We start from the raw sequence: 21172 nt of genomic DNA on the forward strand, positions 1-21172 counted from the left end.
TGAATGCCCTCCTCTCTTCTTCACGGCTAGACAATCGGGCGCGGCTCCACTTGATTGACGATATGGAGCGGCCGGCCGCCGCCGAACAGGCGCGCGATCTCCAGCGCGGCGTACTTCTGAAGCAGCAGCAGGGAGTCCTCCGAATACCAGGCGCAATGGCTGGTCACGAGACACTGGTCCAGCTGCAGCAAAGGACTTTCCGGCGCAATCGGCTCGACTTCCAGTACGTCCAGCGCCGCTCCCGCAAGCCGTCCTTCCTGCAGCGCCTCCGCCAGATCGTCCGCGTTCACGATGCCGCCGCGCGACGTATTCACCAGGTAGGCTTCCGGCTTTATGCGGGACAACGCCTCGCGATCGACGGCATGACGCGTCTTATCGGTCAGCGGAAGATGAAGCGACAGGATGTCGCTCTGCTGCAGCAGACCTTCCCAATCCACGCGCTCGACGCCGTGCTCGGCGAATGCCTGCTCCGGCACATACGGATCGTAAGCAATCGTCTTCATGCCGAAAGCCTGCGCCCGCCGGATGACGGCACGGGCGATATTGCCGAAGCCCGCGGTGCCGAGAACGCGGCCGGCCAAGCCCATGATCGGGCGGCACGGCGCGATTTCCCATACGCCCTGCCGCACCTGGGAGACGACCCTCGGAATCTTGCGCACGACGCCAAGCATCAGCGCAAGCGTATGGTCAGCAACCTCCTGCACGGCATAATCCGGCACGTTGACGACGGGAATGCCCTTCCGCTTCGCGGCTTCAAGATCGACGCTGTCGACGCCGATTCCGTAACGCACGATGATTTTGCAGCGGTTCAGTCCTTCGATGACGTCAGCGGTGATCGGTGCCCATTGGGTTAGAATCGCATCGGCGTCGCCGCAGAACGCCGCCGTCTCCTCCGGCGTCCTGCACTGGCCGACGCGGAAGTCAAAACCTAACGGCCGCAGGATCTCTTCTTCCTGCCGCAGGTCCGGGAAAGCATGATCCGTCACGGCTACGGTCCATCGATTCGTCGGACTCATAAGGCCATATACCCCCCGTCGATCATTAAGTCTTCTCCCGTCATGAACGACGCGTCGTCCGATGCCGCGAACGCGACCGCTCCCGCCACTTCCTCCGCAGTGCCCTGCCGCCCCAAAATATGGAGACGCGACACCCGGCGATTCTCTTCCTCCGCGTCGATGCCGAGCTGCCGGCAGCTGTTCTCGAAAGCCTCCGTCCGAATGTAGCCGGGGCATACGCTGTTCACGCGAATGCGATGCGGACTCAGGTCGATCGCCCAGCATTTCGTCAGCGCGCGGATGGCGAATTTCGTCGCGTTGTAAGTCGCGAAGTTCGATTGCCCAATGAAACCGCTTACAGAAGACATGTTGACGATGGCGCCCTGGCCGGCCTTCTTCATCAGCGGCACGCAATGCTGCGTCACGAGGGACGTGCCGATAACATTGACCCCGAGCGTCTCGTTCCAATCCTGCGCGCTGGCTTCCAGCCCCTTGAACACGAAGCGAGCCGCGTTGTTGACAAGGATATCGACGCGCGACGAATGCGCGTCGATCTTCCGGAAGACGTCGCGCAGCGTCTCCTCGTCCCGTATGTCCGCCAGCTCGAAATGCACGGCAAGGCCCGTCTTGCCGCCGATGGCGCGGGCGGTCTCCTCTCCGGATGGATTAAGATCCAGCATCCACACTTCGCAGCCCTCTTCGCTCAGCCGCGCAGAGATGGCCTCGCCCAGTCCCTGCGCGCCGCCGGTCACGACGGCGACTTTACCTGCTAATCCTCGCATGCGATCACCTCGAATGGGATTATTTCTCCCCCATTATAGGAACGCAAATTGGATAAGTCAATATATCCAATTTCATTTACTTTAACACGACAAGCTTAGGTTCGATTCTCCGAATCGACGTGTCCGCATGCCGCTGTTCCATAACATCAAGGATAAGCTCGGCCGCGGCGATGCCCATCTCTACCGGAGACTGGTCGACGTACGCTTCCGGCATGATGCATTCCGCGGAGAAGCTCGGCTCGTCGCAGCTGACGATCGTCATCTGCCTTCCCCGCTGCCAGCACGCCCTGCCCACGAACTGGGCGATATGAGCATCGACGGTGGCGATGGCCTCCAGGTCAAGATGGCTGTCGAGAAAATCGAAGATGGCCGCCGGAACCGGCTGATGATGCAGCTGGTTCATGCCCGTCACGACCTCGGGCGAAATGGTCAGCGACAGGCTCAAATGCACGAGCGGTATTCCCTCCGCCATTGCCGCCGACTGGAATCCGAACAGCCGCTCCTTGACCCCTGCCGTATAATTCGCGGGATAGCTCACGTAACCAACCTTGCGTTTGCCTGCCCGAATCAAGTACTCCCCCATCATGTACCCGACCTTCTCCGTATCGCAATGGACCGCATGTACTTTGTAGTCGCGAAAATACTTCTCCACGAAGACGACCGGAAACTTCTCCAGCAGCAGCCGCAGCAGGTCGTCGTGAATGAAATCGCTGCGGCTCGCGACGATGATCAGCCCGTCGACCGGCAGCTCGAGCAGCTTCTGCAGCGCCGATCGTTCTTCCCCGTTCTGTTCGTCCACCCGCTTGAAGACGAGATGGCAGTCTCTCCGGCTCAGCTCGTATTCCACGCCGGAGACGAGCAAGGATTGGTAGCGGAACTCCATCCAGGGCATGATCATCCCGACTCTCCGGGGCTGCCCGGACCGCGCTTCCGCTAGCGTCGCGCCGACCGAGGCAGCAATGCCGGATGGTATGCTGCCGGAACGAACGCTCCCGGCACCGGAGCTTGGGGCGTTCGCGTTCTCTATGACTTGCACGGGCGCCTCTTGTTCCGTGACGAACGTTCCTTTGCCGCGGTGACGGAATAAGTACCCTTCGGCGACCAGTCCGATAATCGCGTTCTTGGCCGTAATTCGGCTGACGTTGAACAGGTCTGCCAGCTGCCTTTCCGGCGGTACCTGGTCGCCCGGCCGGAGCGCGCCCGTCTGTATTTGTTCGAGCACGTACTGTTGGATTTGACTGTATAACGGAATTTGCGCCTTCATGAAACTGGAACCTCCCGAGTTGAAACGCATGATTGACAATGGATATAAAGAGTATATTATATTGGGTATATTCTGACAAATATTCCATGAGCCCCTGCTGACTCAGCGGCTCTGACAACAAAGGTGCGTGTATACCGATGGCAGCCTTTGCAACTTCGCTTCAAGCCCCAACGGATTTGAAAACCGATTATTCCCATAATCCGCTCGGACTCGGCGATCGGCAGCCCCGTTTTCAATGGCTGCTTTCGGCCGACCGGAGAGGCGTCTCGCAGACCGCCTACCAAATCATCGTCGCCGCTTCCTCCTCAAGCTCGGAGCGCGAAATCGGCGACGTATGGGACAGCGGCTTCGTACCGTCCGGCCGGTCCAATCAAATCGCCTACGCCGGCCCTGCGCTGGAAGACGGCCGAACGTACCACTGGCGCGTGCGCGTTTGGAACGAAAGCAGAATGGCCAGTCCTTTCTCCGCCATCCACCGCTTCGAGCTCGGTCCGGCGCAAGCCGAGGATTGGACTGCCGAATGGTTGGAAGCGCCGAGCGGCTCGCTGCTTCGCAAATCGTTCAATCTGACCGGCGACGCCGCGGGCGGACGCGTGCACGTATCGGCTTGCGGGCTCTACGAGCTTCGATTGAACGGCCGCAAGGTCGGCGACGCCGTCCTGGAGCCCGCCTGGACGGATTACCACGAACGCGCGCTCTATCGGACCCATGACATCACCGAATGGCTCGTGCCGGGCGAGAACGTGCTTGCCGCGACCATCGGCTCCGGTCCCTACCGTTATCTGACCGGACCGCCTAACGAATCACCCGCCCAGGAGACGCCCAAGTTCATTCTTCAAGCGGATATCCTACTGGCGGACGGCAGCCGCGAGACGATTGCGACCGACTTCTCTTGGAGGACGGAAGCCGGTCCGATCATCACCGAATTCTTCTACGCGGGCGAACGATACGACGCGCGCGAAGAGAAACCGGGCTGGGACGACCGCGGCTACGACGACCGCGCATGGGCTGCCGCGCAAGCGCTTCCGTCCTTCCGTACGCGGCTGGAGGCGGCCGTCGAGCCGCCGATTCGCATCGTCCGATCGCTGTCCCCGATCGCGCTGACGGAACCGGTGCCCGGCGTGTACGTCGCGGATATGGGACAGAATTACGCCGGGTGGCTGCAGCTCTCCGCGGAAGCCCCCCGCGGCACGGAGATCGCCTTGACTTATGCGGAGCTGCTCGACGAGTCGGGCCGCGCGATGACCCGCAACCTGTTCGGGTCCAACACCAACCCCGAGCAGACGGACCGTTACGTGTTCAAGGGCGAGGGAACGGAAACCTGGGAGCCGTCCTTCACTTACAAGGGCTACCGGTATATTGAAATTACCGGCTTTCCCGGCCGTCTCACCGTAGATCAGCTCGTAGGCAAGGTCGTGCACAGCGACGTCGCCGTCACGGGAGAATTCGCCTGTTCCGACGAGCTCCTTAACCGCATTCAGCATGCGTTCGTACGGACGCTCCTGAACAACCTTCACGGCGTGCCGGAAGATTGCCCGACGCGCGAGAAACGCGGCTGGGGCGCGGATGCCCACGTGACCGCGGAGGCGATGCTCTGCAACTTCGACATGGCCGGCTTCTATACCAAGTGGTTGGGAGACATCGAGACCTCGCAGCGTCCCGACGGCGGCGTCCGCTGCGTGTCCCCCGGCGCCAAAGAAATGGGCGTCGACCCGGCATGGGGCGCGGCTTATATATTGGTGCCGTGGGAGATGTACCGGCATGAAGGCGATCTTCGCCTGCTGGAGCGCCATTACGACGGCATGGCCCGTTGGATCGATTACCTGCGAAGCCGGACGGAGCAGGACATCTTGACGCAGCCCGAACGCGCTTGGGGCAACGACTGGCTGTCCCTGGAAGAAACGCCGAGCGAGCTGTTTCGAACCGGATTCTATTACTGGAACGTCTCCCTGATGTCATCCATTGCCGATGCGCTGGGCAAAACGGACGATGCCCGCTCGTACGCCGAGCTGGCAGGCAGCATCAAGAGGAGCTTCCACGACCGGCTTTATGATGCGGAGAACCTCGTCTACGGCAATGGCAGCCAATTCTCGCTCGCGTTCCCGCTGTTCCTGGGTCTTGTCCCCGCTGCCTTGGAAGCAGAGCTGCTTGATAAGCTCGTCGAGGACATCCGCCGCAACGGCGACCATATAACCGGCGGTATTCTCGGCACGAAGTATATCGTGGCCGCCTTGGACAAGTACGACCGCTCCGACGTCGTCTTCGCTATCATGACGAATCCCGGGTTTAACGGCTGGGGCTACATGCTCGAACGCGGTCCCGGCACCATCTGGGAGAAATGGAACGACAGCGTCGAACCGGACGGCACCTCGTCGAAGAACCATCCGGCGCTATGCTCCGTCGGCTCGTGGTTCTACCGGAGTCTTGGCGGCATCCGCCCCGAGCAGCCCGGCTACCGGGAAGTTTCCGTTCGCCCTCGTCCCATGGTCGGTCTCGAGCATGTCCGCTGCTCCATACGAACGCCTTACGGTACCGTCGGCAGCGCATGGCAGCGGGAAGATAGCCGGTTCCGGCTGGAGGTTCGCGTGCCGGCGAACGTCACGGCCACCGTGGAAATCCCGTTTCCAGCGGGTGCGGTCGGCTACGAGGAACTTATTTTAACCGAAGGAAGCTCGGTGCTGTGGAGCTCGGCAGGCGCTGCTTCCCCCGGCACGGACGGAATTACGGACCTCGTCAAGATAGCCGCCGGGTTCGTCCTTAAAGTCGGTTCCGGGGACTATACGTTCGAAGCCAGTATCGCCAAAACGAATGCGGTAATGGCAGACTGACAGTTTCATCTGACGGCGGCATGATCGTATTCTAGGCTTGCGTTCTCCTTGCCGTCCCTCGCAACGTCGGCTAAATCTAGCAAATAGGCTGCTCGTATAGCCGTTTGGAAGAACCAAGCCGTACAAGCCTTCATAGAATGAGATAGCTTCACATTCAAACTATGAGGGGGAATAACGATGAGTATCGTTAATTATGTAACCAACAGCGGTTTTGAATCCGGCCTTACGGGGTGGACCAGCTCCGGAGCAAGCCTCAATACGACCTACAGCAATACAGGATCAAATTCCGCCCAAGTTGCAGCCGGAACGTCCGGCTCTTATATCTACAAGTTCGTCAGCGTGCCAGATAGCAACAGCTTCGAATTGATGGTTGCTTTGTCGAAGAACGGTTCCGGCCTTGGGCCATCCGTCATCGTCTGCGTATTTTACTACACGACAGGATTGGTCTATCAGAATACGGGCCTCGTGGCCACGATTCCTTCCCGCCTGCCGGACGGCACGGCGAACAACTGGAAGACGGCTTATTTCAACGTAGAGCCTGCTTTCTCGGGCGCGACTCTGGCTCAAATCTTCATAATGAACACTTCGCTCTCCAATTCAGTGGATTTGTTCGTCGATGATGTCCAGCTGCTTAACGCCGCTTTGGATCTTGGCTAATGGTTAACACCAGTTGGCTTAAAACAGCCCGTGCAAACGAAAAAGGGAAGAAACAGGTTCGTCCTGTTCTTCCCTTTTTTGCGTCCCGTTCTTCCCTTTATTGCGCTTAGGTCGCTATCTTATCGTCAATCGCCGGCAATGGATCGCCAAGCTGCCCGCGCGCCTGCTCCTCGAGCATCCGCTTCGCCACCCGGTAGCAATCGTCGACATGCTTGTTGCCGACGTATTTCATCGCGCTGAAGCTGAGCGCGCCGGCGACCGCCGTGCCGATGACGGGAACGAATTTGGTCGTGCTCTTGGTCACGATGCGGGCGGCGGCTTTCTTCAGCAGCGCGAACACCAATCTGCGCGTCACGGCATGGCCGATCAGTTGACTGCCGACCGATGTGATCATACTGTAAACGACGGCTTTGCGCCGCGTGTCCAGACCGTCCAGCTGCTCTTCCGAGAGACCGAACCGCTTATTGATATCCGGAATGAGGCGCATCAGCATGCCGACGTCCGCCAGCATGTCCGTGCCCGGAATCGGCACCATCGCCGCCGTCCCCGACAGCATCGCCCTTCTGGTAACCAGTTTCTTGCATGCCTTGCGAACTTGCTCCAGCTCCTGCATCGTCCGTGGAAGCATTGCGATTCCCCCTTCGACCTATCGGCGATTGTCGTTCTCTCGATCCGGGGCAGGCAGCGCGCTTCTTGCCTGCTCGAATGAGATTCCTTATATCCCCGTACGATATCTACGTTCGCTGGAGGAATCATGTTTCGTCTGATCCTTCCGCTTCTCGTCCTGCTGTCCGATCGTCAGGTCCTCCACCGGAATGGGATCCACCGTCTGCTCGCTCTTGAAGCGGTCGAACAAGCTCTCCTTGTCCGTCGGAATCCCTTCCGGATTGTCGCGTTTCCCCTGTTGGCGAATCCGCTTATCGTTCCGCTCGAACTCGTTCATGCCTATCACCCCGTCAAATAAGTCGTACCCTTATTTACCTGTTCGGGACGAACGTCAAACAACCGGGCCTCGTTACGGAAGCTGAAGCCGCCTTTTACCTTCGCGTTATCCTTGTAGATCCATGCATATTCCTTGCGTCTGCTTCTCCTCGCTATTCCTTCAAAAGCGCCTCGATCGCCGGCACCAGCTCCTCCGGCTCGACGGGCGTCTCGAACCTGGCAATCGGTCGACCGTCGCGGTCAATAAGAAGCTTCGTAAAATTCCACTTGATGCCGTTGCCGCCATACAGCTCCGGATACTTCGTCTGCACGAACGAATCCATCCACCGCCCGTTCTCGGTCGACAGATCGAACCCTTCGAACGGCAGCTGCTCGGTCAAGTAAGCGAACAACGGATGTGCGTGCGGACCGGTTACGTCCGTCTTAGCCGCGAACGGGAACGTGATTCCGAAGGTGTCCTCGCAGTACGCGCGCAGCTCCGGGTCGCTGTCCGGCTCCTTGGCGTTGAATTGGTTGCAAGGGAAGCCGAGCAGTTCAAGGCCCTGCTCCCGATAGGCTTCATACAGCTTCTGAAGACCTGCGAAATGTCGGGAATAGCCGCAGCGGCTGGCCGTATTCACGATAAGCAACACCTTGCCGCGGTAGTTGGACAATGGAAGGTTACCATGATTCGCGCTTTCGACCTCATACGAATAAATGGACATGTGTCTCTGCCTCCTTGATCGGATGTTGGATTGGTAAATGGTGAAATGACGGCGTTGGTGAATGTGATATTCATCTTAAGCCCGGCAGCCGCGGCGGGTCTAATACCGGTTTCGAATAGACGCTATAGACATTGCCAATATTTGCGGCTGCAGTTGCCTTCCGCGTATGCAAAAAGGCCGCATTTCCCGCCCTTAAGGGGAAATGCGGCCTTGGCTATTCGGTCATCTCTATTATCCACTGTCTCTGCCTTGTTGATGCCCCTGTGCTACTCCAGGTTGGCATGCCGAAGCTTCATCGACTCAGCGGTCATGTCTTGCTTCTCCATTATGCGCAGGATAAGCGAGTCGAAGAAGAGCAGCAGCGCCTGCTCGAACAGCGAGCCCATCGGCTGGACCGAGACCGATCTCGCCTCCTGCTCGGACAGCGCCTTCGTCGCTCCGGGAATCCGGACGACGGCATCCGCCAGCCTTCCGATCCGCGACGACGGCTCGACCGTGACGAGCGCCACCGAAGCGCCTAATTGCTTCGCCTTCTCCGCCATTGCCGCCAGGCTGCCTGTCTCGCCCGAGCCCGACCCGATGACGAGCAGGTCCCCTGCGCCAAGAGCCGGCGTCACTGCTTCGCCCACGACATAGACGGGCAGGCCCAGATGCATCAGCCGCATGGCGAACGCGCGGGTCATGAAGCCGGAACGTCCCGCGCCTGCCGTATAGATTCGCCGCGCTCCGAGCAGCAGCTCCATGAACGCTTCGGCCTGATCCTCCGAGATGCCGTTCAGTGCCGCGGTCAGCTCCTCCAACAGCATCGTAGTATACGTCGGAATCTTCCCCATTGCCGATTACCCTTGCGCGATCAGCTCGCGAATGTCGGACGCCGCCGCACGGCGGTCTTCTTGGCCGGTAATGCCGCCGCCCACGATAATGAGGTCAGGCTTCGCGTCGATGACCTGCTGGAGCGTGCTCAGCTTGATGCCGCCCGCGATCGCGACCTTCGCATGCTTGACGACGCGCTTGATCGTCTGCAGATCCTCGAACGAGTTTTGACCGACGGCCTGCAGGTCGTAGCCCGTATGTACGCAGATATAGTCTACGCCGAGCGCGTCGATTTCCTTTGCCCGAGTCTCGATGTCCAGTACGTTGATCATGTCGACCATGATCTGACGATTCGTTTTGCGAGCTTCGCTCACGGCTCCCGCAATGGTGCGGTCGTTCGAAGCGCCGAGCACCGTAATGATGTCCGCGCCCGCTTCGGCCGCTTTCATGACCTCATAATCGCCCGCATCCATGATTTTCAGATCGGCCAGAACTGTCAGCGACGGAAAAGCCTCCTTGATCTCCTTCACGGCGCGCAGTCCTTCGTTAATTACGACCGGCGTCCCGATCTCCACGATATCGATAAACGACTCGACTTCCTTTACCAGCGCCTTCGCGCCCGGAATGTCCACCAAGTCCAAAGCCAATTGAAGTTTCATTGTTTGATTCGCTCCTTCTCCATGTTTGAATGCGTTTACCGTTCGGTGCTAGTATAGCCCCCATGCCTGCAGGATGGGTAGTACGCACTTTTTTCTTATCTAGTGCTTAAAAGTATACCGTGGACTATAATGGGGGTCGGAGGAGGTTGTGATCATGGGACATCTGGACGAGAAAACGTTCAACTGCGAGAAGGAACTGACGCTGTCCGTCATCGGCGGCAAGTGGAAAATGCTGATTCTCTGGCATCTCGGCAAAGAAGGCACCAAGCGCTTCGGCGAGCTGAAGACGCTGATCCCCGATATTACGCAGCGCATGCTCGTCAGTCAGCTGCGCGAACTGGAGGACGACCTCATCGTTCACCGGAACGTCTATCCCGTCGTGCCGCCCAAAGTCGAATATTCGTTGACCGAGCTCGGGACGAGTCTCATGCCGATCCTCGAAGCGATGTACAGCTGGGGCAAGACCTATATGGAAACGGTCGTGAAGGATAAGGTGGAGATCAAAGGGGATTTTTCGTTGTGACAAAGATCGAGGCGACGGTCGAGCCGGAGACGCCGACGCAGACGCGCCTTATTGTCCGGGCCAGATCGGTCTCTGCCGGACGGTCACGGGTGGCCCGAGCTCAGGCGGGCCGAACGGCAACTACGTCGTCAGGCGCCGAAGCGGCGCCCCGTGCATAGTCGACTGGATTTGACGACAAGAGGGTGATTCGTTCACCCTCTTTTGCTTAATTAGGCCACTTCGGCACCAAGAAGGGTGATTCATTCACCCTCTTTTGATCAATTAGGCCACTTCGGAACCAAGAAGGTGATTTATTCACCCTCTTCTGCTCAATCAGACCACTTCGGCACCAAGAAGGTGATTCATTCACCCTCTTTTGATCAATTAGGCGAACTCGGCACCAAGCAGCCCCTCATGTCGCCGGACGCCTTTTCCTGTCCGCTGGCGCAAGCCTGCCGCAGGCAACAAAAACGGCTAAAACCGCCGCAAGGCCCCATGGCCCTGGAACGATTTTAGCCGCACGCGATAAGGGGCGAGGGAGGCTCTAACTAGCCTCTAGCCTCTAGCCTTTAGCCTTTAGCCTCTAGCCTCTAGCCCTTAGCCTCCCCCCTCTCGCTCCCGCCTGCCCTTCGCAAGCTTCGCTTCCCCTACTGCTTCACCAGCTGCCACTGCTGATTGTTCCCGCCATGATCCGTATACTGAATGATCGCGGCTCCGTCCGCGGTAGACTCCCCGCTTACGTCCATCAGCTTATTGCTGTTCTTGTTGAAGAGCTTGACGTATCCGCCGCCCGCATCGGTAATCCTCCACTGCTGATTCGCGCCGCCGTTGTCCGAGTACTGGATGATCTGCATCCCGTCGTTCTGCGAGGCGTTATTGACGTCCGCGAGCTGCCCGCTGCCGCGGTTCTTCAGCTTGTAATAACCTCTGCCCGCATCGACGAACTGCCACTGCTGGCTGTAATTGCTGCCGCCCGTATTCTGTACGAGCGCTGCCCCGAGCGTCGTCGAGCTGCCCGTCACATCGAGAACTTTGCCGCTGTTGCGGTTGATGATCTTGTAATACGCCGACGTATCGATCGGTTGCTGCGGCGTATAGTTCGCGCCCGAAATGACGAACGTGGCCGTAGATTGCGCGGGAATCGTGCGCTGAAACGTTTTGTTCGTCAGCGTCAGCCCCGAGATCGGCGCCAAATTATCTCCCGTGGACGTGACCGTTTGGTAACCCGTCACGGACCCTGTTATGGACGAGAAAGCCGACAAGTCATACGTCACCGTATTGGAGCTGCTGGAGTCGTTCAGCGTAACGATGACGAGATTCTTCGATACCGTGTCGTACGCCGCGATGGAGTTGCCGTCCCCGATGTCGATGATTTTGTAGCCCGGGCGGATGAACTTGCTCCACTGGGCCAGCGCGTAGTATTTCTTATTGGTCACCGCCGTGAAGTTGGAGCTCGGATCGTTAAGGTCGTTCACGTCCATGAGCCCCCATCCGCCGCCGTCGACCGCCTGCCAGTATACCCAGCCCGTGTTCTTCATGTAGCGAAGGTCGTACACGATGGAACGCGCCATCTCCATGCCGGACGCGTCGCCGTCGCCGTGCTCGGACATCCAGATGTTTTTGCCGGCCGCCGCCGTATTGAAGCCGACCCGGTCGCTGCCGCCGTACGTATGCACGTTGTACTGCCAGATCGCGTTCTTGGTCGCGGACGAAAAGCTGTTGATCGTATCGCGTCCGTCGTCGATACTCGTCTCGTCCGAAGCGCTCACTTTGGTCGGCGAGCCCTGCGTCGTGAGCAAATTCGCGACCTTCTGGATAATGATCTCCTGCTTGTTTCGGTCAAAATGCGCCCCTTCCTGCCGGTTGCCGTACGTCCACCAGCTCGCATTCGGCTCGTTCAGCGGCTCCAGCGTCCGGAAGGTCACGCCCCAGTAATCCTTGAAATGCTTGTTGACCGTCACGAGATAGTCCGCGAAGGCATCGTACATATCGTCCCGCAAATTGTTGGCCGCCCCGTAATTCCCGGTCACGCTGCCGCTCTGCGTCATCCACCATGGCGGCGAATTCGAGAAGGACTCCGCGATGAATTCGCTCGAAGAGATCCGCGACTTCGCCGCCTGCAGGAACCAGCGCTGGTTGGCGTCCGCCGTCCAATCATAGATGCCCTGCGTCGGCTGAAAGCCGGGCACGCGCGCCCGCAGCTCCATGTTGTTCGGATAGGCCGGGTTCTCGCCGCCTCCGATGTTGTAGCGCACGATGTTCATGTTCAGCCCGCTGCTGGCGAACAGCTTATCCGCGTAGCTGTTACGGACCGCGTCCGGCGCGCCGCCGATCCGATTGGCGAACCACGCGAGCGATGTCCCCCAGCCTTCGAAAGTTTGGTATTGCGTGCCGGGGTTCACGACCGCCGTGTAATTACTCGCGTGCGCGGACGGCGCGAACAGCGAATTGCCTCCGACGAAGGCGATAAGCGCGGTCGCGAGCCCTAGTTTCTTCCCGATTCGAACCTTCATCAATACTCACCGTTCCTCTCTTTGATTTTGAAACCGTTGCCAAAAACGTGCGGCATCCCTCCTATCCGGCTCCATAATACGGACGGCATTTTGTTTCATTCGTCTGCAAGCAGGGCAGCATCAGGAACGGCGCGGCTTTCGCTCGCCATCGATATCCGATTCGGAGTGAAACCCATTACATAAATTCGCGGGCGGCCTCCCCCTCGCCCGGCCCGCTTCCTCCGCTCCGTGATACCAATAAATGCAGGCAGCGCCCAATTCATTCATGCCGAACCAAAAAAAGCCCCGCCAGCGGAGGCTTTGCACGTTCGAACAGCAGTCGACATTTTACGTTCTCTCTCACCTCCAAAAGTCGCTAGCGCACAATGTCGAACCAATTTCGACACCTCCACCTCCAAAAGCTGCTCTACCGCACAATTTCGCGCCCTCTTCGACACCTCCACCCCCAAAAGCTGCTCTATTGCACAATTTCGCACCCTCTTCGACACCTCCACCTCCAAAAGCTGCTCTATTGCACAATTTCATGCCTTCTTCGACACCTCCACCTCCAAAAGCTGCTCTATTGCACAATTTCGCGCCTTCTTCGACACCTCCACCTCCAAAAGCTGCTCTATTGCACAATTTCGCGCCTTCTTCGACACCTCCGCCTCCAAAAGCTGCTCTATCGCACAATTTCGCGCCCTCTTCGACACCTCCACCTCCAAATGCTGACACACTTATACGACAAAAAGAACGAAGCACCCTTATCTGCTTCGCTCTTCTGCTTTCCAGCTTACCTGATCGTTCGCTCGCGATAAGCAGCGCTATCATCCCGCGCCACGCCTCGCATCCTCCTTCGACCTCAGCTTGATCAGCCTCTTGCCTCGGCTTCCAGCGCTGCCACTTCCAACGCCTCGCCCGCCAAGCTCACCGTGCGCTTCTCCGCGTTCGAGCGGATAACCGCATCCAGCACCTCTTGGTTGCGGTAGCCGTCCATGAAGTCCGGCAGTCCGTCCGTCGCGACACCGTCCAGCATGGCCGCGAAATCCTCGTACTGCGTTACCTTGCAGCGCGACGGCACGTCGAGGACCGTCCGCGCAAGCTGGCCCGGCGCCTCTTGGCGGATCCAGATCAGCTGGTCGGGATTAATCGTCGAGGCGTGCAGCGTTCCGACGTCGCCGTAAACGGACACTTCGTGCTGATTGCCGGAGCCGATCGCGTTGCGCGAGGACTGGAAGATGCCGACCTCCCCGCCAGCCATCCGTGCCTGGAAGCTGACGAAGTCGTCGACTTCGATCTTCACCATCCCGCCGGTCGCCGGATCCGGCCGCTCGGGAATGAGCGTCTGCAGCAGCGACGAGAGCTCGGCGAATTCTCCGAACAGGAATCGAGCCAGATCGATCATATGCGACCCGAGATCGCCGAGCGTGCCGGTTCCAGTAATGTCCTTGTTGAACCGCCAAATATACGGCGTGCCCCGGGACGCGGACCCCCAGTCCTGCAAATATTGGACCGAGAAGCTCCGCACCGTGCCCAGCTTCCCTTCCCGCAGCAGCTCCCGCGCGTAGCGGAACGCCGGCGTGTACCGGTAGCTGAAGCCGATCATGCCGGCAACCGGCTGCTGTTCGTAGAGCGCGAGCAGCGGCGGGGCTTCGTCGAAGACGCGGGTAAACGGCTTCTCGCCCAGGAACGGCTTGCCCGCCTCCAGGCACGCCCGCATAATGTCCGCATGGACATGGTTCGGCGTGACGGACACGATTGCGTCGACGTCCGGGTCGGCGATCAACTGCACGAAGTCCGCGTACCGCCGTTCCGCCGGAATGCCGAGCTGATCGCCGACAGCCGCCAGCGCCGATTCGTTTACGTCGCTCACCGCGACCACGTCGAACCTCCCTTCGGCGGTGATCCACCGAATATGCGACTGCACCATCCCGCCGAGTCCGATCAAGCCAATACGAAATTTGTTCATTATTGTCCCTCTCCCTTCGTTACTTGCCTGCCAGCGTTTCGAGCGGCTGCGCGTTGCCGCGGTACGGCCGCTCCCGCTTCACGGGACGCGCCCAATTCGCCGCATTGACGATGACGCGTTGGATATCCTTGTGCCAATACGTCGGATACGTCTCGTGCCCCGGACGGAAATAGAACACCTTGCCGCTGCCCCGCGTATACGCGCAGCCGCTGCGGAACACTTCCCCGCCCTCGAACCAGCTGGCGAAGATCAGCTCATCCGGCGCCGGGATATCGAAATGCTCGCCGTACATTTCTTCCCGCTCCAGCTCGATGAACTCCCCGATGCCCGCCGCGATCGGATGCGCCGGAGCGACCACCCACAGGCGTTCCTTCTCGTCGGCCTCGCGCCACTTCAAGGCGCAGCTCGTACCCATGAGGGACCGGAATATTTTCGAGTAATGCCCCGAGTGAAGCACGATCAGCCCCATGCCGTCCAAGACGCGGCGCTGCACCTTCGCCACGATATCGTCCCGCACTTCGCCATGCGCCAAGTGTCCCCACCAGATCAGCACGTCCGTCCTGTCCAGCACGTCATCCGTCAGTCCGTGCTCCGGCTCATCCAGCGTCGCGGTCGCGGCAAGCATGCCCGCTTCGGTCAGGAAGCCCGCAATCGCGGCGTGGATCCCGTCTGGATAAACGTCGCGCACCTTCGGATTTTGCTTCTCGTGGCGGTTCTCGTTCCACACGGTCACCCGCAATGCCGTTGCAGCACTTTGGCTATTCATACTCGTCGTCTCATTCATAACCATGGTCCTCCCCGTCCCTGATGATGCTATGTGTTCCTGCCTGTTCCAGGCTCCATACCTCGCCCACCGCTTCATCCCATAAATCTGCCCCGCAGAAAGTCTGCGGGGCAGCAGGCGAAGCTTTATTTCAACTCTTGGTAACGCGTGAACGCGTCGTTATAGATTTTGACCAGCTTCTCGAGACCCATTTCGTTCAGCTTCTTGACGTAGCCGTCCCACTCTTCGGCGATGCCGCCTTTGGTGATCCACTTGGCGCGGGTGCTGGAGATGTAGCTGTCGATGTCCGTGGTGAGCGTCGGCAGGTCCGCGTATTCCTCGGACGTGTACATGACGTCCGGGAACGGCTCCGTCACGAACTCCTTGCCCAGGTTGTCGAGCTGCAGCTTCAGGCCGTCGCCGCTCGCCTTGTCCAGCTTGATGTTCTTCTCGAACTCGGGGCTGGCGTATTTCGGTCCGAAGTCGCGCAGCGAACCGTCCCAGTACCAAGCGTCCGCGCTCGTGCCATCCGGCGGATCCATCAGCGTATACGTGCCGTCGCTTTCTTTCTTGATCGTCGTGCCGATCGCGCCCCAGAAGTTCTGGATGCTCGCTTCGCCGGTGTAGAACTGGTCCGCCCAGCGGGCCGTCTCGTCCGGATATTTGTTCGTCGTCGTGATCAGCACCTCGTTGCGGCGGTAGCTCATGCCGTTCGGCTCGCCGAGCTGATACTTGTTGCCGTCCGGGCCGGCGATCGGCGCGATGGCTTCGTACTCCTTGCTCCATGGACCGAACACGGCGTCCGGCGTCCATTGGTACGTGAAGCCGATCAGCGACGCGTCCGGATTTTGGCGTTTGGCCGTCAGCATCGTATTGTCCTGCGTGAACGTTTCTTTGTCTATCAAACCTTCGGCATACAGCTTATGCGCCCACTCGAGGCCGGCCTTGTACGCGTCGGATGTCGGGAAGTACTCGGTCTTGCCGTCTTTGACGACCATATGGTTCGCGCGGAGATCCGTAATGCCGAACGGCGCGAGGAAGTTCATGTCCAGATCGCCCGAATCGCTGTACGGAATTTCGTCCGCCTTGCCGTTGCCGTTCGGATCCTGTTCCTTGAACGCCTTGAGCACGTTGTACAGCTCGTCGATCGTCGTCGGCTCCTTCAGTCCCAGCTTATCCAGCCACTGCTTGTTGATGACCGGCTGAACCGAGGACACCGGACGCGACGGGAGGCGTGCCGGCATGGAGTAGATTTTGCCATCCGGGAACGTGCTCAGCTTCTTTAGCTCCGGCGACTCCGCCATGGCGGCCTTCAGGTTCGGCATATCCTTCTCGATGTAGTCGTCCAGCGGACGGAAGATGCCCAGGTTGTTCACGATATCGGAATTCGTGAAGGCGATGTCGCCGATGATAACATCCGGCAGCTTGCCGCTCGCCAACATGACGGATTTCTGATCGCCCCAATCGTTGGAGGATACGACCTGCCAGTTGATCTTGACGTTCGTCTGTTTCTCGAGCTCCTGCAGCCACGCATTCTTCGTAAAGGTATCGCCCATGCTGCCCCAGCGGATCGTCAGCACGTTAAGCGTGATCGGTTCTTTGACGATCGGCAGGCCTTCTTGGTTGAAGTTGCTGTCCTCTGTCTTGCTGCCGCCTTTTGCCGAGCCCGAATTGCCACCTGCATTGCTGGTATCGTTATTGTTGCCGCAGCCTGCCAATACGGTCGTGCCCAGCACGGACACCAGAGCCAGACTGGACAGCATGCGGAACGTGCTGCGTTTCGATGCGTTTGCCATTCTTTGAATCCCCCTATGAATGAATTGGATGCATTGCGTTCCCTTGCCATCATTCCTTGACCACCGCGCAGGACATTATTCCTTCACCGCGCCGATCATCACCCCCTTGTTGAAATACTTCTGCACGAAGGGGTAGAAGCAGATGATCGGCAGCGTGGAGACGATGATGACGGAATAGCGAAGCAAATTGGCCAGCCGCAGCGCGATCTGCGCCGCTTCCCCGGTCCCCAGCGCGTTCTGCATCTGGTTCGTGATCAGAATATCCCGGAGGATGAGCTGCAGCGGGAACAAATTCTTATCTTGTAGGTAGATCAGCGCGTTGAAATACGCATTCCACTGCCCCACCGCGAACCACAGCGCCAGCACGGAGATGACCGCCTTCGATAGCGGCAGGACCACCTGCACGTAGAAGCGCAGATTGCCGCAGCCGTCGATTTGCGCCGCCTCCCATAATTCCGCCGGGATGCTCGTTCGGAAGAAGGTGCGGGCCACGATGATGTCGAACACCGCGACCGAGAACGGCAGCACCATGACCAGGAACGTGTCGTACAGATGAAAATCGCGGATCGTCAGAAACGTCGGAATCAGCCCGCCGTTGAAGAACATCGTGAAGATAAAGAACAGCGACAGCGCCTTGCGGCCGACGAGATCCCGCCGCGACAGCGCGTAACCGGCCGAGATGTTGACGGCCAGTCCAATGGCGGTGCCGACCACCGTGTACAGGATCGTATTGCGGTAGCCGACCCAAATATTGCTATGCTTCAGCAGTTCCTTGTAGCCGTCGAACGTGAATCCGCTCGGAATCAGCCACACCTTGCCGTTGCCGACCGCGGACGGATCGCTGAAGGATGCGATGACGATAAAATAAAGCGGGTATACCACAATCAATAGCACGAAGGCGGCCCAAATGTACAGCAGCGTCTCCAGCACCTTGTCGCTGGAACCCGGTTTTCCGGACTGCCGCACGGTCAGTTTCGTTGATGCGTCCATCTCGTTCGTGCCCCCCTCCCGTTTACCAGAGACTGTGCTCGGAATATTTTCTAGACACCCAATTGACCAGTATCAGCAGCGCGAAATTAATGACCGTATTGAACAGATTGATCGCCGCCGAGAAGCTGTACTGCGAGCTGATGAGCCCGATCTTGTACACGTACGTCGAGATCACCTCGCTGCCGGAGATGTTCAGGTTGTTTTGCATGAGATAGACTTTCTCGAAGCCGACGCCGAGCAGCCCGCCTACCCGCAGGATAAGCAGCGTAATCGCCGTCGGGATCAGCATCGGAATGTCGATGTACCGAACCTTGTGCCAACGTCCCGCCCCGTCCACCGTTGCCGCCTCGTACAAGCTCGGATCGACCGACGACAGCGCCGCGATATAGATGATGCTGTCCCAGCCCATGTGCTGCCACACGTCCGACCAGACATAGACGCTGCTGAACAGCCCCGCCGACCCCATCAGGTTCGGCGCCTCGGCGCCGAACAGGCGGTAAATGCTGCCGATGAGCCCGTTGCCGGGCGAGAGCAGCATCATCATCAAGCCGACGACGACCACCGTGGAGATGAAATGCGGCATGTACGTCACCGTCTGGAAGACCCGTTTGAACTTGCCTGCCCGCAGCTGGTTCACCAGGAGCGCGAACAGAATCGGAATCGGAAACGTCGCGAAGCTGTACAAGCTGATGATCAACGTGTTCTTGATCGTCACGGAGAATTGGTAGGAGTGAAAATATTTCTCGAAATACTTGAAGCCCGCCCACGGACTGCCCATGATGCCCGCCACGGGATTGAAATCCTTGAACGCGATGACGACGCCGTACATCGGCTTATACGTGAAACACAGCAGCAGCACGACGGCCGGCAGCAGCAGGACGTATAACCCCCAGTTCCGGCCGATCCGCGCGAACGTCCGCTGCAGATTACCGCTTGGTTGCGTGTTGATCAATGCTTGAAGCCCCCTTTGCTCTATGAACGAGCATGACGCTTCGTTCCAATGTCCTCAGTATACGCGGAGGGCCCAGATGCCCGTTGGACTTCAACCAGCTGCAAAACGGACTTTTCGCTGGCGCCTCGGCATAATCCGGACCTCCGAGGGCGGATACGCGGGCGGCTGCGTTCAAATCCAGACTTTTTGCCCGCACATTCCGGACATTCGGGATTTGGCGCCCGTTTCCGGCTTGTATTTTCGGACATCGGCATTATAATAGTCAGACGAAGCTAATGGAAATCGGCGGCTCTAGGCCGGCTGAGAGGGGACGCTCGGGGCAACATGGCACGACCAACGGAGAACAAGCTGCAACCGATCCAGCACTATGTCAGAATCATCCTGATCATCTCGTTCTCCGCGCTGATCTTGGATTTTATCCTCAGCTTCGCGTCGATTACGATCGTCAAGCAGCAATCGGCCCGGGACTTGCGGGATACGGCTTATCTCTATATCAATCGGATCAACAGCGACTTCTCGTACATCAATCACTTCATGGGCTGGACGCTGGCCAACGACGAGAACGTGACAATTATGAATGCGCATACACCGAACGAGGAAGAGTTTCTGAAAGCGAACCGAACGCTGTACCGGCGTTTCGTCGAGCTGCAGAAGGGGCACGGCGAGCAATTCAATTTCTTTCTCTACTTCGATAAGAAGAGCTACTTGCAGAACTGCGCGCCTATGGGCATGACGTACATCGAATACCAGGCGCTGCAGGAGCAGGTCGGCCTCTACATCAAGGACAAGGTTTATTACGAGAAGCTCTACTCTTGGTGGTCGACCGTCCAGCTGGCGGGAAAATATTACATCATGAACATCGTGCCTTACCATGACAGCTATCTGATCTGCTTGATCTCGGCGGACGATCTGATCCGGCCGCTGCGCCAGACCAATCTGGGCGAGAAGGGGTATGCGTCCCTCACGAGCGAGGAAGGCGAGCGCATCACCAATCCGATTTCGAACAAAGGCAAGCTGCTGGATCTCAGTCCGAAGCACCCGATGCTGCCGAACCTGCTCCAGGCCAAAACGACGGTAACGGGCGACTTCACGAACGCGTCCTTCAACGTGCAGCTCGTCATCCAATTCGGCGCCTTCGAGAAAATCATGATCGCCCAGCTGCTCATCGTGCTGCTGGCCGTCATCATCGCCTCCAGCCTGTGCTTCCTTCTGTTGTACTTTAAGAACAACGTGCTGCAGCCGATCAAGAGCTTCTCCTACAATCTGAACCTGTGGACCGCGGACGGCGAACCCATCGACATCCAAAGCAGCAAGATCGTCGAGCTGGAGAAGGCGAACAAGCAATTCCGTACCCTCGCGAGGCAAATCAAAGCCTACAAGATCGATATTTACGAACGGGAGATCGAGAAGCAGCGGATTCAGCTGGATTATATGAAGCTGCAGATCAAGCCGCATTTCTTCCTGAACTGCCTGACGACCATTCACAGCATGGCGCAAATGGGCATGGACGAGGAAATCCAGCAGATGGCGTTGTCCACGTCGGCTTATTTCCGGTACATCTTCCAGCATGGTAAGAACTTCGTGCGCCTCGAGGATGAGCTCGAGCATGTGCGGATCTATCTCGAAATCCAGAAGAACCGCTACCGGAACTCCTTCGTCTTCCGGATCTCGCAGGATGAGCGGACGCTGGGCGCGCCGATTCCGCCGCTCGTGCTGCAGACATTCGTCGAGAACGCCATTAAATACGCGGTGTCGCGCGAGAACGAGGTGCTGATCGCGATCGACGTCACCCGCGAGCTGCGGGAAGATGTGGAAGTAACCGCGATCCGCATCGCCGACACCGGGCCCGGCTTCGCGCCTGACGTCCTTGCGAAGCTGCAGCAGGAGCAGCCGCTCGATCAGGCCGGCGGGACTCAGATCGGCATCATGAACACCGTGCAGCGGCTAGACTATCTGTACGGCGAACAAGCGGCCGTTCGTTTCGCCAACGGGGAGAGCGGCGGTGCCTGCGTCATCCTGTATTTGCCGGAACCGCCGGCGGACCAGACCAGGAAAGGAGTGTAG

Annotated in this window: 19 protein-coding genes; 5 read left to right on the forward strand and 14 right to left on the reverse strand. The window is 58.7% G+C overall.

Annotated elements, in window-relative coordinates:
- Positions 1 to 26 precede the first annotated feature (26 nt).
- The 3 genes from AC0YNU_RS29620 to AC0YNU_RS29630 all read right to left on the reverse strand — a co-directional run bounded on the left by AC0YNU_RS29620 (position 27) and on the right by AC0YNU_RS29630 (position 3041).
- Positions 27 to 1016, reverse strand: a complete 990-nt coding sequence (locus AC0YNU_RS29620; protein WP_475763085.1) for a C-terminal binding protein — start codon at positions 1014 to 1016, stop codon at positions 27 to 29.
- Positions 1013 to 1777, reverse strand: a complete 765-nt coding sequence (locus tag AC0YNU_RS29625; protein WP_475763087.1) for an SDR family NAD(P)-dependent oxidoreductase — start codon at positions 1775 to 1777, stop codon at positions 1013 to 1015. Before AC0YNU_RS29625 ends, AC0YNU_RS29620 begins: the two co-directional genes overlap by 4 nt.
- 76 nt (positions 1778 to 1853) lie before the next feature.
- Positions 1854 to 3041, reverse strand: coding sequence for a GntR family transcriptional regulator (locus tag AC0YNU_RS29630; RefSeq protein WP_475763089.1), 1188 nt, complete (start codon positions 3039 to 3041; stop codon positions 1854 to 1856).
- A gap of 137 nt (positions 3042 to 3178) precedes the next feature.
- On the opposite strand from AC0YNU_RS29630, the gene AC0YNU_RS29635 reads away from it, so the two are divergent.
- Positions 3179 to 5869 carry a family 78 glycoside hydrolase catalytic domain gene (locus tag AC0YNU_RS29635; RefSeq protein ID WP_475763091.1) on the forward strand — a complete coding sequence of 897 codons (2691 nt, stop codon included), beginning with the start codon at positions 3179 to 3181 and terminating at the stop codon, positions 5867 to 5869.
- A 177-nt stretch (positions 5870 to 6046) separates the two neighbouring features.
- On the forward strand, positions 6047 to 6526 hold the full coding sequence (locus tag AC0YNU_RS29640; RefSeq protein ID WP_475763093.1) for an NTTRR-F1 domain: 480 nt from the start codon (positions 6047 to 6049) through the stop codon (positions 6524 to 6526).
- Between the two features lie 106 nt (positions 6527 to 6632).
- Here the strand turns inward: AC0YNU_RS29640 and AC0YNU_RS29645 are convergent, their stop codons facing one another.
- The 5 genes from AC0YNU_RS29645 to hxlA form a co-directional block, all read right to left on the reverse strand.
- On the reverse strand, positions 6633 to 7154 hold the full coding sequence (locus AC0YNU_RS29645) for a hypothetical protein (protein WP_475763095.1): 522 nt from the start codon (positions 7152 to 7154) through the stop codon (positions 6633 to 6635).
- Between the two features lie 87 nt (positions 7155 to 7241).
- Entirely contained in the window at positions 7242 to 7469 is a 228-nt protein-coding gene (locus AC0YNU_RS29650) for a hypothetical protein (protein ID WP_475763097.1), read from the reverse strand.
- A 151-nt stretch (positions 7470 to 7620) separates the two neighbouring features.
- Complete coding sequence (locus AC0YNU_RS29655) at positions 7621 to 8172, reverse strand: glutathione peroxidase (protein WP_475763099.1); 552 nt, start codon at positions 8170 to 8172, stop codon at positions 7621 to 7623.
- A gap of 266 nt (positions 8173 to 8438) precedes the next feature.
- Positions 8439 to 9005, reverse strand: coding sequence for a 6-phospho-3-hexuloisomerase (gene hxlB, locus AC0YNU_RS29660; protein WP_475763101.1), 567 nt, complete (start codon positions 9003 to 9005; stop codon positions 8439 to 8441).
- A gap of 6 nt (positions 9006 to 9011) precedes the next feature.
- Positions 9012 to 9644, reverse strand: coding sequence for a 3-hexulose-6-phosphate synthase (gene hxlA / locus AC0YNU_RS29665; protein WP_475763103.1), 633 nt, complete (start codon positions 9642 to 9644; stop codon positions 9012 to 9014).
- 154 nt (positions 9645 to 9798) lie between these two features.
- Between hxlA and hxlR the strand changes: the two genes are divergently transcribed.
- Both hxlR and AC0YNU_RS29675 read left to right on the forward strand, forming a co-directional pair.
- Positions 9799 to 10167 carry a transcriptional activator HxlR gene (gene hxlR, locus AC0YNU_RS29670; protein ID WP_475763105.1) on the forward strand — a complete coding sequence of 123 codons (369 nt, stop codon included), beginning with the start codon at positions 9799 to 9801 and terminating at the stop codon, positions 10165 to 10167.
- 234 nt (positions 10168 to 10401) lie between these two features.
- Positions 10402 to 10662, forward strand: a complete 261-nt coding sequence (locus AC0YNU_RS29675; RefSeq protein ID WP_475763107.1) for a hypothetical protein — start codon at positions 10402 to 10404, stop codon at positions 10660 to 10662.
- Positions 10663 to 10793: 131 nt separating this feature from the next.
- Here AC0YNU_RS29675 and AC0YNU_RS29680 read toward each other — a convergent pair whose 3' ends face one another.
- The 6 genes from AC0YNU_RS29680 to AC0YNU_RS29705 form a co-directional block, all read right to left on the reverse strand.
- Positions 10794 to 12659, reverse strand: coding sequence for an RICIN domain-containing protein (locus AC0YNU_RS29680; protein WP_475763109.1), 1866 nt, complete (start codon positions 12657 to 12659; stop codon positions 10794 to 10796).
- 850 nt (positions 12660 to 13509) lie between these two features.
- The gene (locus AC0YNU_RS29685) at positions 13510 to 14607 is read right to left on the reverse strand and encodes a Gfo/Idh/MocA family protein (protein WP_475763111.1); all 1098 of its coding nucleotides are present in this window, start codon (positions 14605 to 14607) and stop codon (positions 13510 to 13512) included.
- Between the two features lie 19 nt (positions 14608 to 14626).
- Positions 14627 to 15391, reverse strand: coding sequence for a ThuA domain-containing protein (locus AC0YNU_RS29690; protein WP_475763113.1), 765 nt, complete (start codon positions 15389 to 15391; stop codon positions 14627 to 14629).
- Between the two features lie 125 nt (positions 15392 to 15516).
- Positions 15517 to 17166 carry an extracellular solute-binding protein gene (locus tag AC0YNU_RS29695; protein WP_475763115.1) on the reverse strand — a complete coding sequence of 550 codons (1650 nt, stop codon included), beginning with the start codon at positions 17164 to 17166 and terminating at the stop codon, positions 15517 to 15519.
- Between the two features lie 75 nt (positions 17167 to 17241).
- Positions 17242 to 18156 (reverse strand): carbohydrate ABC transporter permease, encoded by a 915-nt coding sequence (locus AC0YNU_RS29700; protein WP_475763117.1) that lies wholly within the window; start codon positions 18154 to 18156, stop codon positions 17242 to 17244.
- 22 nt (positions 18157 to 18178) lie between these two features.
- On the reverse strand, positions 18179 to 19108 hold the full coding sequence (locus tag AC0YNU_RS29705; protein ID WP_475763119.1) for an ABC transporter permease: 930 nt from the start codon (positions 19106 to 19108) through the stop codon (positions 18179 to 18181).
- A gap of 324 nt (positions 19109 to 19432) precedes the next feature.
- On the opposite strand from AC0YNU_RS29705, the gene AC0YNU_RS29710 reads away from it, so the two are divergent.
- A complete protein-coding gene (locus tag AC0YNU_RS29710; RefSeq protein WP_475763121.1) occupies positions 19433 to 21172 on the forward strand; it encodes a sensor histidine kinase in 1740 nt (579 codons plus the stop codon).

Source organism: Paenibacillus sp. J31P316, from assembly GCF_056269105.1.

Bases quoted from the DNA above. Each gene is read 5' to 3' on its own strand.
- AC0YNU_RS29625 (WP_475763087.1), bottom strand. From the start codon at position 1,777: ATGCGAGGATTAGCAGGTAAAGTCGCCGTCGTGACCGGCGGCGCGCAG.
- AC0YNU_RS29620 (WP_475763085.1), bottom strand. From the start codon at position 1,016: ATGAGTCCGACGAATCGATGGACCGTAGCCGTGACGGATCATGCTTTC.
- AC0YNU_RS29650 (WP_475763097.1), bottom strand. From the start codon at position 7,469: ATGAACGAGTTCGAGCGGAACGATAAGCGGATTCGCCAACAGGGGAAA.
- AC0YNU_RS29645 (WP_475763095.1), bottom strand. From the start codon at position 7,154: ATGCTTCCACGGACGATGCAGGAGCTGGAGCAAGTTCGCAAGGCATGC.
- AC0YNU_RS29685 (WP_475763111.1), bottom strand. From the start codon at position 14,607: ATGAACAAATTTCGTATTGGCTTGATCGGACTCGGCGGGATGGTGCAG.
- AC0YNU_RS29640 (WP_475763093.1), top strand. From the start codon at position 6,047: ATGAGTATCGTTAATTATGTAACCAACAGCGGTTTTGAATCCGGCCTT.
- AC0YNU_RS29680 (WP_475763109.1), bottom strand. From the start codon at position 12,659: ATGAAGGTTCGAATCGGGAAGAAACTAGGGCTCGCGACCGCGCTTATC.
- AC0YNU_RS29655 (WP_475763099.1), bottom strand. From the start codon at position 8,172: ATGTCCATTTATTCGTATGAGGTCGAAAGCGCGAATCATGGTAACCTT.
- hxlB (WP_475763101.1), bottom strand. From the start codon at position 9,005: ATGGGGAAGATTCCGACGTATACTACGATGCTGTTGGAGGAGCTGACC.
- AC0YNU_RS29635 (WP_475763091.1), top strand. From the start codon at position 3,179: ATGGCAGCCTTTGCAACTTCGCTTCAAGCCCCAACGGATTTGAAAACC.
- AC0YNU_RS29630 (WP_475763089.1), bottom strand. From the start codon at position 3,041: ATGAAGGCGCAAATTCCGTTATACAGTCAAATCCAACAGTACGTGCTC.
- AC0YNU_RS29710 (WP_475763121.1), top strand. From the start codon at position 19,433: ATGGCACGACCAACGGAGAACAAGCTGCAACCGATCCAGCACTATGTC.
- AC0YNU_RS29700 (WP_475763117.1), bottom strand. From the start codon at position 18,156: ATGGACGCATCAACGAAACTGACCGTGCGGCAGTCCGGAAAACCGGGT.
- AC0YNU_RS29695 (WP_475763115.1), bottom strand. From the start codon at position 17,166: ATGGCAAACGCATCGAAACGCAGCACGTTCCGCATGCTGTCCAGTCTG.
- AC0YNU_RS29690 (WP_475763113.1), bottom strand. From the start codon at position 15,391: ATGAATGAGACGACGAGTATGAATAGCCAAAGTGCTGCAACGGCATTG.
- hxlA (WP_475763103.1), bottom strand. From the start codon at position 9,644: ATGAAACTTCAATTGGCTTTGGACTTGGTGGACATTCCGGGCGCGAAG.
- hxlR (WP_475763105.1), top strand. From the start codon at position 9,799: ATGGGACATCTGGACGAGAAAACGTTCAACTGCGAGAAGGAACTGACG.